Annotated in this window: 12 protein-coding genes; 5 read left to right on the forward strand and 7 right to left on the reverse strand. The window is 63.2% G+C overall.

Annotation, left to right across the window (positions count from 1 at the left end; all coding sequences use genetic code 11):
* Window positions 1-185 precede the first annotated feature (185 nt).
* Window positions 186-377, forward strand: coding sequence for a YhfL family protein (locus AC3B5Q_RS06470; RefSeq protein ID WP_003254720.1), 192 nt, complete (start codon window positions 186-188; stop codon window positions 375-377).
* A gap of 328 nt (window positions 378-705) precedes the next feature.
* On the forward strand, window positions 706-2,343 hold the full coding sequence (gene mqo / locus AC3B5Q_RS06475) for a malate dehydrogenase (quinone) (RefSeq protein ID WP_021783353.1): 1,638 nt from the start codon (window positions 706-708) through the stop codon (window positions 2,341-2,343).
* Window positions 2,344-2,472: 129 nt separating this feature from the next.
* Here the strand turns inward: mqo and AC3B5Q_RS06480 are convergent, their stop codons facing one another.
* Window positions 2,473-2,808, reverse strand: a complete 336-nt coding sequence (locus AC3B5Q_RS06480) for an ArsR/SmtB family transcription factor (protein ID WP_021783354.1) — start codon at window positions 2,806-2,808, stop codon at window positions 2,473-2,475.
* 49 nt (window positions 2,809-2,857) lie between these two features.
* Between AC3B5Q_RS06480 and xenA the strand changes: the two genes are divergently transcribed.
* Window positions 2,858-3,949 (forward strand): xenobiotic reductase XenA, encoded by a 1,092-nt coding sequence (xenA, locus tag AC3B5Q_RS06485; protein WP_021783355.1) that lies wholly within the window; start codon window positions 2,858-2,860, stop codon window positions 3,947-3,949.
* Window positions 3,950-4,072: 123 nt separating this feature from the next.
* Here xenA and AC3B5Q_RS06490 read toward each other — a convergent pair whose 3' ends face one another.
* The 5 genes from AC3B5Q_RS06490 to AC3B5Q_RS06510 all read right to left on the reverse strand — a co-directional run bounded on the left by AC3B5Q_RS06490 (window position 4,073) and on the right by AC3B5Q_RS06510 (window position 10,605).
* Window positions 4,073-5,320, reverse strand: coding sequence for an NAD(P)/FAD-dependent oxidoreductase (locus AC3B5Q_RS06490; protein WP_488392944.1), 1,248 nt, complete (start codon window positions 5,318-5,320; stop codon window positions 4,073-4,075).
* A 2-nt stretch (window positions 5,321-5,322) separates the two neighbouring features.
* A complete protein-coding gene (locus tag AC3B5Q_RS06495; protein ID WP_274118616.1) occupies window positions 5,323-6,900 on the reverse strand; it encodes an aldehyde dehydrogenase (NADP(+)) in 1,578 nt (525 codons plus the stop codon).
* A gap of 152 nt (window positions 6,901-7,052) precedes the next feature.
* Complete coding sequence (locus AC3B5Q_RS06500) at window positions 7,053-8,000, reverse strand: dihydrodipicolinate synthase family protein (RefSeq protein WP_028697738.1); 948 nt, start codon at window positions 7,998-8,000, stop codon at window positions 7,053-7,055.
* 41 nt (window positions 8,001-8,041) lie between these two features.
* Window positions 8,042-8,968: a 4-hydroxyproline epimerase gene (locus AC3B5Q_RS06505; RefSeq protein WP_323601627.1), complete on the reverse strand. Its 927-nt coding sequence runs from the start codon at window positions 8,966-8,968 to the stop codon at window positions 8,042-8,044.
* Window positions 8,969-8,991: 23 nt separating this feature from the next.
* Entirely contained in the window at window positions 8,992-10,605 is a 1,614-nt protein-coding gene (locus tag AC3B5Q_RS06510; RefSeq protein WP_021783360.1) for an APC family permease, read from the reverse strand.
* A 377-nt stretch (window positions 10,606-10,982) separates the two neighbouring features.
* On the opposite strand from AC3B5Q_RS06510, the gene AC3B5Q_RS06515 reads away from it, so the two are divergent.
* Window positions 10,983-11,765, forward strand: coding sequence for an AraC family transcriptional regulator (locus tag AC3B5Q_RS06515; protein WP_021783361.1), 783 nt, complete (start codon window positions 10,983-10,985; stop codon window positions 11,763-11,765).
* On the opposite strand, the gene AC3B5Q_RS06520 is transcribed toward AC3B5Q_RS06515, so the two are convergent.
* The gene (locus tag AC3B5Q_RS06520; protein ID WP_021783362.1) at window positions 11,753-12,640 is read right to left on the reverse strand and encodes a LysR family transcriptional regulator; all 888 of its coding nucleotides are present in this window, start codon (window positions 12,638-12,640) and stop codon (window positions 11,753-11,755) included. The two genes, AC3B5Q_RS06515 and AC3B5Q_RS06520, sit on opposite strands and share 13 nt — an antisense overlap.
* A 141-nt stretch (window positions 12,641-12,781) precedes the next feature.
* Between AC3B5Q_RS06520 and moaB the strand changes: the two genes are divergently transcribed.
* Window positions 12,782-13,321, forward strand: coding sequence for a molybdenum cofactor biosynthesis protein B (gene moaB, locus AC3B5Q_RS06525; RefSeq protein ID WP_021783363.1), 540 nt, complete (start codon window positions 12,782-12,784; stop codon window positions 13,319-13,321).
* Window positions 13,322-13,376 lie beyond the last annotated feature (55 nt).

Raw genomic sequence — 13,376 nt, forward strand, 5'->3', positions numbered from 1 at the left:
GTTCCTGTTGGGCATTGCGAAGGCAGTGCGCTGAACTATCGTCGCCAACGGCGCGCTTTTCAACCTGTTGTTGCACAGTTGCAAAGAACCTGTGCCAAGTGCGGCTTGGATCCAATGCCTGGAGTCTGTATGATTCCGCGGCCATCAGACGATGGTCGAAGATGATTCATTTAAAGGACTGAGTAATGAAAAAGCTGTTCAAGGCCACCGTTGCCGTTGCTGTCGTTTCGGGTGTTGCCCTGCTGTCGGGTTGCACTGGCCAGGTTTACAACCAACCGAAAAACTGCACCTACGACTACCTGTTCCACCCTTCGGTTTCCATCTCCAAGATCATCGGTGGCTGCGGCCCGATCGATAAACTGCCTCAGCAGCAGTAATCTTGGCGGTACCCTGATCGCGACGCTTGCGGCGTGATCCAAGACCCCCGGTCATGTACATGGTCGGGGGTTTTTGTTTTTTGGCGTGACATTCTGCCGCTGGGGCAACCGGTCGCCTTGACGCTCCGGCCTGCAATTTGTTTGTGCTGGCATTTCAGATACAATCGGAAAAACGATTCAGCCTTGTCGGTCAATTCGACTAAAGGCCGAGTCGTTTTCTGGTTCTCTGGCTGCTGAACAATGATCAACAACAAGCCTGCGCTGAAGAACACGCTATACCGGGGCCAGCCACAGGCCCTCACTCTGTTCTCCTGACTGGAAATGATCAATGTTCAAGAAAGCTGGCAAGACCTTGCTGGGTCTGGCGGTCGCTGCAAGCGTCATTCAAGCGCACGCTGCAGAAACCAAAAAAGTAGACGTGCTGCTGGTCGGCGGCGGCATCATGAGCTCCACCCTGGCCGTGTGGCTGCACGAGCTGGAGCCAAGCTGGTCGATGGAAATGGTCGAGCGCCTGGATGGCGTGGCCGAAGAAAGCTCCAACGGCTGGAACAACGCCGGTACCGGCCACTCCGCGCTGGCCGAGCTGAACTACACCCCGGAAGACAAAGACGGCAACGTCAACATCTCCAAGGCCATCGAAATCAACGAAGCCTTCCAGATCTCCCGCCAGTTCTGGTCGTGGCAGGTACGCCAGGGCGTACTGAAGAACCCGCACTCGTTCATCAACACCACACCGCACATGAGCTTCGTGTGGGGCGATGACAACATCAAGTTCCTCAAGAAACGTTACGACGCACTGCAGACCAGCCCGCTGTTCCGCCCGATGCAGTACTCCGAGGACCACGCGCAGATCGCCAAGTGGGTCCCGCTGATGATGGAAGGCCGCGACCCGAACCAGAAGCTGGCCGTGACCTGGACGCCAATCGGCACCGACGTCAACTTTGGCGAGATCACCCGTCAGTTCGTCGGCCACCTGCAGACCCAGAAAGGCTTCGACCTGAAGCTGTCCAGCGAAGTGCAGGACATCACCCGCAACAAGGACGGCTCCTGGCACGTCGAATACAAGAACCTGAAGGACGGCACCGAGTCGGCCACCGACGCCAAATTCCTGTTCATCGGTGCCGGCGGCGGCGCATTGAAGCTGCTGCAGAAGTCGGGTATTCCGGAAGCCAAGGAATACGCAGGCTTCCCGGTAGGCGGTTCGTTCCTGGTGACCGAGAACCCGACCGTGGCCATGCAGCACATGGCCAAGGCCTATGGTATCGCCTCGACCGGTGCACCACCCATGTCGGTCCCGCACCTGGACACCCGTGTGCTGGATGGCAAGCGCGTGATCCTGTTTGGCCCGTTCGCCACCTTCTCGACCAAGTTCCTGAAGAATGGCTCGTACCTGGACCTGCTGAGCAGCACCACCACCCACAACGTGTGGCCGATGACCAAAGTCGGTATCGACCAGTACCCACTGGTCGAGTACCTCGCTGGCCAGCTGATGCTGTCTGACGATGACCGCTTCGAAGCCCTGCGCACCTACTTCCCGAACGCCAAGAAAGAAGAATGGCGCCTGTGGCAGGCCGGCCAGCGCGTGCAAATCATCAAACGTGATGCCGAGAAGGGCGGAGTGCTGAAGCTGGGCACTGAAGTGGTGGCGTCCGAAGACCGCACCATCGCTGGGCTGCTGGGTGCCTCGCCGGGTGCTTCGACTGCTGCGCCGATCATGCTGCACGTGCTGGAAACGGTGTTCAAGGAGAAGGTCGCTACCCCAGAGTGGCAGGCCAAGATCAAGGAAATCGTGCCGAGCTACGGCACCAAGCTGAACGATTCGGCAGCGGCCACCCAGAAAGAGTGGAACTACACCGCTGAAGTGCTGCAGCTGGGGAAACCGCCGGTGATCGACGCCAGCGTTGAATTCGGTGGCGCGGCGAGCGACCCGGTTGAGAGCAAGCCCGAGAACGACATGGCGCTGTAATCGACCATTGCTGTGAAACTAGCCACGGGGGAGACCTCGTGGCTTTTTTTTGCCAAGCACAGCGCAACCCTCAGGCTTATCGCCATCCCTGTAGGAGCGGGTTCACCCGCGAAGAGGCCTGCACAGGTATCACTGCTGGCGCAGTATGCACTCCAGCAACCCCGGGAACCGCTTATCCAGCATCTCGCTACGCAGCGAATTCATATGGGTAGTCCCGACATTGCGGGTTTGCACCAACCCTGCATCACGCAACACACGGAAGTGATGGGACATGCTCGACTTCGGCCGACCTCCGTCCAGCTCGCCACAGCTGGCCTCGGCCACGCCGGCCAGGTGGCGGACGATTTCCAGGCGCACGGGGTCGCTGAGCGCATAGAGCAGGCGTTCAAGGATAAGGTCTTCGGGGTTGGGATGTTTATAGGCTCGCATGGTTGACATGATAACGGGGGTTTCATTAATTGCCATAGTTCGATTATGATCGAACAACAGTAATCAAATGACCCCGGAGTTTCCCATGTCCGCGCTATTCGAACCCTACACCCTCAAAGACGTCACCCTGCGAAACCGCATTGCCATTCCGCCGATGTGCCAATACATGGCCGAAGACGGCATGATCAACGACTGGCACCATGTGCACCTGGCCGGGCTGGCCCGTGGTGGTGCGGGCTTGCTGGTGGTCGAGGCCACTGCTGTGGCGCCGGAAGGGCGTATCACCCCCGGTTGCGCCGGTATCTGGAGCGATGCCCACGCTCAGGCGTTCGTACCGGTGGTGCAGGCCATCAAGGCTGCCGGTTCCGTGCCGGGTATCCAGATTGCCCACGCCGGGCGCAAGGCCAGCGCCAACCGCCCGTGGGAGGGTGATGATCACATTGCCGCCGACGACACGCGCGGCTGGGAGACCATTGCCCCGTCTGCCATTGCCTTTGGCGCGCACCTGCCGAAGGTGCCACGGGAAATGACGCTGGACGATATCGCCCGGGTCAAGCAGGACTTCGTCGATGCTGCCCGCCGTGCGCGTGATGCCGGCTTCGAGTGGATCGAACTGCACTTTGCCCATGGCTACCTGGGTCAGAGCTTCTTCTCTGAGCACTCCAACAAGCGCACCGATGCCTACGGTGGCAGCTTCGACAACCGCAGCCGCTTCCTGCTGGAAACACTGGCCGCCGTGCGCGAAGTGTGGCCGGAGAACCTGCCGCTGACCGCGCGCTTTGGTGTGTTGGAATATGATGGCCGCGATGAGCAGACCCTGGAAGAGTCGATCGAACTGGCCCGTCGCTTCAAGGCCGGTGGGCTCGACCTGCTGAGCGTGAGTGTCGGCTTCACCATTCCCGACACCAACATCCCCTGGGGGCCCGCGTTCATGGGGCCTATTGCCGAGCGCGTGCGCCGCGAGGCAAAGCTGCCCGTGACGTCGGCGTGGGGCTTTGGTACGCCGCAGTTGGCGGAGGCCGCATTGCAGGCCAACCAGCTGGATCTGGTTTCGGTAGGGCGCGCGCACCTGGCCGACCCGCACTGGGCTTACTTTGCGGCCAAGGAACTGGGGGTGGAAAAAGCCTCCTGGACCTTGCCGGCACCGTATGCGCACTGGCTCGAGCGTTACCGCTGAGGTTTGGAGGGGCTGCTTTGCAGCCCTTTCTCGGGCAAGCCCGTCCCCACAGAGACACCACAGGTTTCAGATGCTGCACCCTCTCTGTGGGAGCGGGCTTGCCCGCGAAGAGGCCGGTAAAGGCTAAAACCGATCCAGTCGGTATGCAGCCATCTCAGGCCCACCAGCCTGCTCAGCCAGCCGCCCCACCCATTCCGCCGTCACCGCCGCCTGAGTCAGCCCCAGGTGCTGATGCCCAAACGCCAACAGCACCCGCCCATCGCACACCCTGTCGATCACGGGCAGCGAGTCCGGCAACGAAGGCCTGAACCCCATCCACGGCGTTGCCCCAGCGACGCTCAAGTCGTGCCGGAACAACCCCTTGCTCAACCGGTGCAATTGCCAAGCCCGTTGCATGCTCGGCGGTGCCTGCAGCCCGGCAAACTCCACAGTGCCAGCCAGGCGCAAGCCATCGGCCATGGGCGTCATGATGAACTTGCGCTCAAGCGAGGTGACCGCAAACGGCAGGCGCTGGTGCTCACCTGGCAACATCAGATGGTAGCCGCGCTCTGTATCCAGCGGCACCCGTTTGCCTGTCAGCGCGGCGGTAAGTTTCGCAGAGTGGGCACCACAGCTGACAAGCACCTGGCGTGCATTGAGCATGCCTTGGTCGCTGGCAAGGCTCACGCCGGCACTGTGCAACTGCCCACCATCGACCTGCGCCTGGACAAAGCGCACCCCACTGGCCTTGGCCGCTTCGAACAATTCGCACACCACCCGATAAGGGTCGATGAAGTGCCCGGTGCACGGAAAGAACAGTCCGCCCAACAGTGACGGGCTGAGTTGCGGCGCCGCTTCACGCACGGTTTCGGCCGACCAGAAGTCCACCGGCACTGCCTGCTGTTGCATGCGCGTGCGCAACGCCTCCAACGCCTGGCGTGACTCAGGCTTCTCGAACACCAGCAACGAACCATCCTCTTGAAACAATTCGCTGCGCCCGATCGAACCCAACAGCCGGTGCCAGGCGCCCAAGCTGCCTTCGTTCAACGTGCGGATGCCAGCCACGCTGCGCTGGAACGGCGCCTGGCGCAGGTTGAGCAGCAGCCGCGTGAACCACGGCATGGCCTTGGGCAGGTATTTCCAGTCCAGGCGCAGCGGGCCCATCGGGTCGAGCAGCATGCGAGGCAGGCGCTTGAGGATCGACAGGTCGGCAATCGGAAACACTTGCTCGGTTGCCAGGTGCCCGGCATTGCCGAAAGACGCGCCGAGGCCGGGTGCCTGGCGGTCGACCAGCATTACCCGATGGCCCTGGCGGGTCAGTTGCAGGGCACAGGTGACGCCGACAATGCCGGCGCCCACCACGGCGATATCGGTTTCAGCGGTTTCGACCATGCTCAGTCTTCCCGTTTACCATCAAGCAGGCGCCGCAGCTGCAGCGGGTTGCCGTGTTTCAACGCTTGCGGCAGCAGCGCATTGGGGAAGTCCTGGTAGCAAACCGGGCGCAGGAAACGCAGGATCGCCGCCGTGCCCACCGAGGTGGTGCGGGCATCGGAAGTGGCCGGGAACGGCCCGCCGTGGACCATGGCATCGCACACCTCGACGCCGGTCGGCCAGCCATTGACCAGAATGCGCCCGGCCTTACGCTCAAGGGTGGGTAGCAGGGCGCGAGCGCTGTCGATGTCGGCCTCGTCCAGTTGCAGGGTGGCGGTCAGCTGACCTTCCAGGTGTTCCGCTACCTGGCGGACCTGCTCATCGTCGGTGCAGGCAACGACCAGCGACGCTGCACCGAACACCTCAGCCTGCAACGCCGGGTCGGCGAGAAACGCTTCGGCCTGGGTCACGAACAACTGTGCCTGGCACTGGTTGGGGCGCTGATCGGTTTGGCCACTGGCGATGGTTTGGGCACAGGGGTTGTCTGCCAGGGCTGCGATACCGGCCTGGTAGGCACTGAAAATGCCGGGGGTGAGCATGGTTTGGGCGGCGGCCTGCTGCACGTACCCGGCGGCTGCAGTGATGAACCGCTGCAATGCCGGCCCCTGCCGGGCGATTACCAGGCCAGGGTTGGTGCAGAACTGGCCGGCGCCCTGGGTCAGCGAGGCGACGAAACCTTGTGCCAGTGCTTCGGCACGGGTTTGCAGGGCGGCGTCGAACAGGAACACCGGGTTGATCGAACTCATTTCGGCATACACCGGAATAGGCTCCGGGCGCGCCTGGGCGGCCTGGCACAGCGCCATGCCACCGCTGCGCGAACCGGTGAAACCAACGGCTTTGATACGTGGGTCGCTGACCAGGGCAATGCCCACTTCGCGGCCCGAGCCATAAAGCAGCGAGAACACACCCTCGGGTAAGCCGCACTGCTTCACCGCTTGCGCCACCGCCTGGCCGACCAGCTCGCTGGTGCCGGGGTGGGCACTGTGGGCCTTGACCACCACTGGGCAGCCAGCGGCCAGTGCCGACGCGGTGTCACCACCGGCCACCGAGAAGGCCAGCGGGAAATTGCTGGCGCCAAACACGGCGACTGGCCCCAGGGCCACCTGGCGCTGGCGCAGATCAGCGCGGGGGAGTGGCTGGCGCTGAGGCAGGGCGCTGTCGACCCGCACGTCCAGCCATTCGCCGGCCCGCACTACCCGGGCAAAGGTGCGTAGCTGGGTGCAGGTACGACCACGCTCGCCCTGAATGCGCGCCTTGGGCAGGCCGGTTTCGGCCACGGCGCGGTCGATCAGGGCATCGCCGATGGCCTCGATCTGTGTGGCGATGGCTTCAAGGAACTCTGCTCGTTGTTCGAGCGATGTTTCGCGGTAGGCGTCGAATGCCGCCCAGGCCAGGGCGCAGGCCTGGGCCACGTGTTCGCCTGTGCCGCCGAGGTAGGCCGGTTCCAACGTCTGACCGGTACTTGGGTCGATGGCACGGATGGCTTCGCGGCTGCCGGTTACCGGCCTCTGGCCGATCAGCAGGTTGCCTGTGAGGGGCATGTAGCCTCCTTGGAAATCTAATGCAGATGCATGGGGGGGATTACGACCCCTGTAGGAGCGGGTTCACCCGCGAACACCGGCGAAGCCGGTGCCATGCACCGGGTCGCCTGATTCGCGGGCACGCCCGCTCCCACAGGGAGAGCAGTGGCTGCTCAGGCGATGTTCTGCTCAGCCGACCAGCTGGCGTACCAGCTGCGGAACAGCGTGTACTGCTGTTCGGCATAGTTGCGCTGAGCGTCGGTCAGTACGTCGGTCTCGTTGAAGTGCAGGCTGTACTCGGTGTCGCCGTTGAGCACCATCAGGTGCTTGTAATACAACACCAGGTCGCAGCCTTCATCGAACGACGACAGCACCGCCAGCGCCGCTTCCAGCTCGCGCGCCAGGCGGCGGGCACGGGCGTCGCCTTTGGCCGCCTGTTTACTCAGGCTCACCAGTTGCAGCACTTCCCGCGGCAGGGCATTGCCGATGCCGGTGATGGCGCCGGTGGCGTTGCAATTGACGAAGCCATGCACCACTTGGGTGTCGACACCGACCATCAGGGTGACATCGTCATCCTTGGAGGTGATGTGTTCGGCGGCGTAGCGCAGGTCGGCGCCACCGCCGAACTCCTTGAAGCCGATCAGGTTGGGGAACTCGCTGCGCAGTTCGAAGAACAGGTCGGCGCGGGTGGCAAAGCCGTAGTAAGGGCTGTTGTAGATCACCGCCGGCAGTTTCGGCGCGGCAGCGAGGATGGCCGAGAAGTGGTGCTTCTGGGCGATCAGTGAAGCACCGCGGCTGAGCACGCGGGGGATGACCATCAGGCCGGCGGCGCCAACCTTGGCGGCGTGTGCAGCATGCGAAACCGCCTCACGGGTGTTCACCGCGCCGGTGCCGACAATGGTCGGGATACCGGCCGCCACCAGGCGCGCCACGCCTTCCTGGCGCTCGGCCTCGGTCAGCAGTGGCCAGTCACCCATCGAGCCGCAGTACACCACCGCGCTCATGCCGGCCTCGATCAGCTCGCGACCCTTGCGCACCAGGGCGTCGAAGTCCGGTTTGCGCTCGGCGGTGCAGGGGGTCATCAGGGCGGGCATGGTGCCGGTGAAGATGTTGTCATTCATTGTTGTCACTCCTGGCAATGTTCAGTCGGGAAAGGCCGGGGTCAGATGCCCCAGGCGAAAGGGTCTTGTTCGTCGATCAGCAGGGTGCTGTCGGCGGTCATGTAGGCGCGGCCGGTGATGAACGGGCGAATGCGTTCGCCGTCGCGCACGTAGCGGCCATGGAACTGGCTGCCGGTGATGCTGGCCTGCACCCAGGTCTGGCCTTCGGCAAGCTTGCCGTCGGCGGCCAGGCAGGCCAGCTTGGCGCTGGTGCCTGTGCCGCATGGGGAGCGGTCGTAGGCCTTGCCGGGGCACATCACGAAGTTGCGGCTGTCGGCGTCGAGGTCGTCGGCGAACAGCTCGATGTGGTCGATGGGGGCGCCGTTTTCGCCGGTGATGCCCTGGGCCTCCAGGGCCTTGAGCATGGCCCAGGTGTACTCGGTCAGCGCCTCGCGGTTATCCAGCGCAATGCGCTGGCCGTGTTCGGACACAAGGAAAAACCAGTTGCCGCCCCAGGCAATGTCGCCGCGCACCACGCCATGGCCGGGCACGTCCACCGCCACATGCTGGCGGTAGCGGTAGGAGGGCACGTTGGCGACGGTGATGGCGCCATCTTCATGCAAGGTGGCGCTGACCTGGCCGACCGGGGTGTCGATCTTGTGCTCACCCGGTGTGATCAGGCCCAGGTACTGCAACGAGGCGACCAGGCCGATGGTGCCGTGGCCGCACATGTTCAGGTAACCGGCGTTGTTGAAGAAGATCACTCCGCAGGTGGCGTCGGCCGACACTGGCGGGCAGTACAGCGCGCCAACCAGCACATCGTTGCCGCGTGGCTCCAGCAGGCAGGCGCGGCGCCACCGGTCGTGCAGTTCGCGCAGTTCGTCACGCTGTTCGGCCATGCTTCGGCCCCGCAGTTGCGGAAAGCCCTTCATCACCAGGCGGGTTGGTTCGCCACCCGTGTGGGAGTCGATGACGTGAATCTGTTTCATGGGCTTGTCCCTTGCTTAAAAGATCAGGAAGCGACGGCGACAGGGCGGCCGTTAATGGTTTCAGCGCAGGCTTCGCTTTCGTCGTCGCCTTCCAGACGCACCAGGTGGGCAGGCACACCCGTGGCGGCGCCCCAGTAGTAGATGCCCAGTGCGCAGGCCGCCACGACCACGGTGTCGAATGGGTGGCCGATGACGCCCAGGCCGCCGAAGCTGCCCAGCCACGACAGCAGGATGGTCACCGCGTAGAACCCGATCAGCCACGCCGACGAGCGAACTTGCTGGGCCAGCGACAGGTGCTGGGTGGGTACGAAACGGCTGCACAGCAGGTACAGCACGAACATCACGATCTGCAGGGCCAGCAGCCACGACACGGTGTTCCAGCCCGACCAGTACACGATCAGTGCAGCGATGATGAACGACAGCGGACCAAGCACGGCCATGCCCTTGACCCGGAACGGGCGCGGCATGTGTGGTGCATTGCGGCGCAGGGCGGCGACGCTGACCGGGGCCACGGCGTAGCTCAGCACCAGGGCGGCGGACACCACGTTGATCAGCGCTTCCCACGATGGGAACGGCAGGGTCCAGAATACCGACAAGCCAAACGTCAGCCACAGGGCCGGGCGCGGGATGCCGGATTCTGCATCGATGCGGGTGAAGTACTTGAAGAAGGTGCCGGTCTGCGCCCAGCCATAGATCACGCGTGGGGTGGCGTTCATGTAGATGTTGCCGCAGCCGCTTGGCGAGATCACTGCGTCGGCCACCACCAGGTAGGCGAGCCAGCCCACACCCAGGGCCAGGGCGATGTCACGGTAGGGCAGTGCCAGCTCCTTGGTCACGCTGGCCCAGCCGTTGGCCAGCATTTCTGTCGGCACGCTGCCAAGGAAAGCCAGTTGCAGCAGCGCGTAGATGGCGGTGGACAGCAGTACCGACAAGATCAGTGCAATGGGGATGGTGCGTTGCGGGTTCTTCACCTCGCTGGCCACCGAAATGATCGGCGTCAGGCCCAGGTAGGCGAAGATGATGCCACCGGCGGATACCGCCATTTCCACCCCGGACAGACCGAACGGGGCAAAGCCCTGGACCTCGAAGTTTTCCGGTTTGAAGAAGGTGAACAGCACGCCGATCACCAGCAGTGGCACGATGAACTTGAACACGCTGACCAGGTTGTTGGCCTTGGCGAAGGTTTTCACGCTGCGGTAGTTGAGGAAGAAGAACAGCCCCAGCAAGGCGAACTGCACCATCCAGCCGAGCACGGTCGGGTCGCTGGAGCCGGCCTTGGTGAGGCCGGGAAACCAGGCGGCGGCGTATTGGCGTGAGGCGACTACTTCGATGGCGATCAGGCTGGAAAAGGCGATCAGGGTGATGAAGCCCATCAGGTAGCCCAACAGCGGGCCGTGCGAGTACACCGGGTAGCGCACCACGCCACCGGCGCGGGGCAAGGCGGCGCCCAGCTCGCAGTAGACGATGCCCAGCAACAGTACGGCGAACCCGCCCAGGAACCAGGAGAGGATGCCTGCCGGGCCGGCGATGGCCGAGACGTGGCTGGCGGCAAACAGCCAACCGGAGCCGAAGATGGCGCCTAGGCCGATGAAGGTGAGGTCCAGCAGTGATAACTGTTTTTTGAATTTGCCTGACATGGGTTCGCCTTTTTGTTGGTTATTGGATAGGCAGGTCTGATGTCACGAGATGCGGCTTTTTGGGCCGCGCTCTTGTAGGACTTGGGCGGCTTGCGTGGGGCATAGAGTGGACCGATCAGGGCGGCGGTTCTTGATGGTTTTCTGCACAGGGAATGACGAAATCGGCACAGTTGCAGAAAAACAGTGGTAAGGCGCAAAGCGGGGGGATAGGCTCAAAGCCATACCGGATAAGGGTTTGAGAGATGCAGTGCTAGTGCCGGCCCTTTCGCGGGTGAACCCGCTCCTACAGGTACGGCGCAGAATTCGAAATCTGTGGGGGCCCTGTAGGAGCGGGTTCACCCGCGAAGAGGCCGGCCCAGCCAGCAGAGAACCGACAGATGACCGACGCCCCCCTGGCAACCCTCTACCAGTCCCTCGACCAGCACCGCCCCGCCACCCTTGAGGCCCTGCTCGCCGGAGTATCGCTGTTGTTGCCGATGCTCGACGCCATCCCCAACGCCGCAATCTTCATCAAGGATTCTGCTGCCCGCTATGCGTTGGCCAACAACACACTGGTCCAGCGCTGTGGCCTCAAGCGCCTGCAACCGCTGCTAGGCAAGACCAGCGCCGAGGTATTTCCGGCACAATTTGGCCCCGGCTATACCGAGCAGGATCGACGTGTTCTCAAGGAAGGCCTGGTGCTGGAGGACCAGTTGGAGCTGCACCTCTACGGCAGCCGTGAGCCCGGCTGGTGCCTGACCCACAAGCGCCCGCTGTACAACCCTGCCAGCGAAATCATCGGCCTGGTCGGCATCTCGGTCGACTTGCAGTCAGCCGCCGACAGCCACCCTGCCTATCAGCGGTTGGCGGCGGTTGACGAGCACATCCGCCGGCATTTTCATCAGCCGATCAGCATGGGCGAGCTGACCCGCATCGCTGGTATCTCCGTGGCTCAACTGGAACGCTACTGCAAGCGGGTGTTCCACCTCACGCCCCGGCAGATGATCCACAAGGCGCGCCTGGAGCATGCCCATCGCCTGCTGCATTCGGAGCTGCCGATCACTGAAGTGGCGATGCGCTGCGGCTACACCGATCACAGCGCCTTCAGCCGCCAGTTCAAGCAACTGACCGGCTTTACGCCGCGCCAGTATCGACAGGCTACCGCCGATCAGGTGGCCTGAAACAGCCCACGCGCCTCGGCAAAGCATTGCTCGGCAATCGCCGAGCGCGGCTCGCTGCGGCGCAGCAGCAGCCCGACCGGGCTAAGGATGGCGGCGTCGGCCACCGGCAGGATTCGCAGGTGCTCGCTGAGGTCTTCCAGGCCGCAGTCCAGTGGCATGATCGCGCAACATATGCCGGTGTTGATGGCCTGGATAAGCTGGAAGCTCGAGTCGCTCTCAAGCACCGCATTGGGTTCAAGACCACGGCTACGGAAGCTCAGGTCCAGAGACTGGCGGTAGTGCATGCCTTTGCTCAGCAGTCCCAGCGGAATATCGCCGAGCTCGTCCCAGCGCAACTGGTCGCTGGCGAACTGGAAGTGCCGCGTGTCGTGCAGCAGGCCCATGGTGGTGGTGCCGAGTTCGATCACTTCGAAGAAGCTGGTATTGACCTGGTCCAGGTAGCAGATACCCAGGTCGAGCTGGTTGCGGCTGAGGCCGTCGAGTACCTGTTCCGAACTCAGCGAGCTGAGCTGAAAGTGCAGTTCGGGGTATTTTTCGCGCAGGGGCAGCAGCAGGTGCATGGGGTTGAAACTGGCCAGCGGCACCGTGCCCAGGCGCAGGCTGCCGACCACCTGGCCACGACAACTGGCAGCCTCGGCCTGCAGGCCGTCGTGGGCAGCGAGCAGGGTGCGGGCCCAGGCCAGGATGCGCTCGCCGGCCTCGGTGAAACCTTCGAAGCGCTGGCCCCGCTTGACCAGCACCAGGTCCAGTTCGTCTTCCAGGTTGCGCAGGCGCATGGACAGCGTCGGCTGGGTGATATGGCACAGCGCCGCCGCCTGGCCGAAGTGGCGGGTCTGGTCGAGGGCGATGAGGAACTTGAGCTGCTTGATGTCCATGGAAGTGCCTGGCGTATGGTTATGCAGACCTTAACCCACGTCTGCGATAGATGTCATTGATCGGCCGGTACGTCATATCGATTGGACGCCTCTGGGGGTATGCCTCTAGCGTGGTGAAAATGCCCTTCAAGGAGCTTCACCGTGCGCGTCCAACTTGATGCGGTCTTCGTACCGCTGAACATCGCCGTGCTGACTGTCAGCGACACCCGTACCTACGATAGCGATACTTCCGGCGCGCTACTGGCCAACCGCTCGGTCGAGGTCGGTCACCGGCTGGTGGCGCGAGCGCTGCTCAAGGACGACCTGTACAAGATCCGCGCTCAGGTGGCCAGCTGGATTGCCGATGAACAGGTGCAGGTGGTGCTGATCACCGGCGGTACCGGCTTTACCGGGCGCGACAGCACACCCGAAGCGGTCGAGTGCCTGCTGGACAAGCGTATCGATGGGTTTGGCGAGTTGTTCCGGGCATTGTCGATTCTCGATATTGGCAGCTCGACCGTACAGAGCCGGGCATTGGCCGGGTTGTCCAACCGCACATTGGTGTGCTGCCTGCCGGGCTCGACCGGGGCCTGCCGCACCGCCTGGGAAGGGATTCTGGCAGAGCAGCTGGATGCACGGCACCGGCCATGCAACTTCGTCAAACACCTGTTGCCGATCGAGGCCTGCGCAAGCCGGGGCTGAGGGTTATCCGGTGCAAGGTACAGCACAGGTTTCGGGCCCTCTGCTGTGCCTTGTA

This window comes from Pseudomonas sp. D5(2026) (genome assembly GCF_057766845.1).

What these genes read in the sequence shown, in the direction of transcription:
- AC3B5Q_RS06505 (WP_323601627.1), bottom strand. Translation starts at nt 8,968, where the DNA reads ATGAAACAGATTCACGTCATCGACTCCCACACGGGTGGCGAACCAACC.
- mqo (WP_021783353.1), top strand. Translation starts at nt 706, where the DNA reads ATGTTCAAGAAAGCTGGCAAGACCTTGCTGGGTCTGGCGGTCGCTGCA.
- xenA (WP_021783355.1), top strand. Translation starts at nt 2,858, where the DNA reads ATGTCCGCGCTATTCGAACCCTACACCCTCAAAGACGTCACCCTGCGA.
- AC3B5Q_RS06515 (WP_021783361.1), top strand. Translation starts at nt 10,983, where the DNA reads ATGACCGACGCCCCCCTGGCAACCCTCTACCAGTCCCTCGACCAGCAC.
- AC3B5Q_RS06510 (WP_021783360.1), bottom strand. Translation starts at nt 10,605, where the DNA reads ATGTCAGGCAAATTCAAAAAACAGTTATCACTGCTGGACCTCACCTTC.
- AC3B5Q_RS06500 (WP_028697738.1), bottom strand. Translation starts at nt 8,000, where the DNA reads ATGAATGACAACATCTTCACCGGCACCATGCCCGCCCTGATGACCCCC.
- AC3B5Q_RS06470 (WP_003254720.1), top strand. Translation starts at nt 186, where the DNA reads ATGAAAAAGCTGTTCAAGGCCACCGTTGCCGTTGCTGTCGTTTCGGGT.
- AC3B5Q_RS06495 (WP_274118616.1), bottom strand. Translation starts at nt 6,900, where the DNA reads ATGCCCCTCACAGGCAACCTGCTGATCGGCCAGAGGCCGGTAACCGGC.
- AC3B5Q_RS06490 (WP_488392944.1), bottom strand. Translation starts at nt 5,320, where the DNA reads ATGGTCGAAACCGCTGAAACCGATATCGCCGTGGTGGGCGCCGGCATT.
- AC3B5Q_RS06520 (WP_021783362.1), bottom strand. Translation starts at nt 12,640, where the DNA reads ATGGACATCAAGCAGCTCAAGTTCCTCATCGCCCTCGACCAGACCCGC.
- AC3B5Q_RS06480 (WP_021783354.1), bottom strand. Translation starts at nt 2,808, where the DNA reads ATGGCAATTAATGAAACCCCCGTTATCATGTCAACCATGCGAGCCTAT.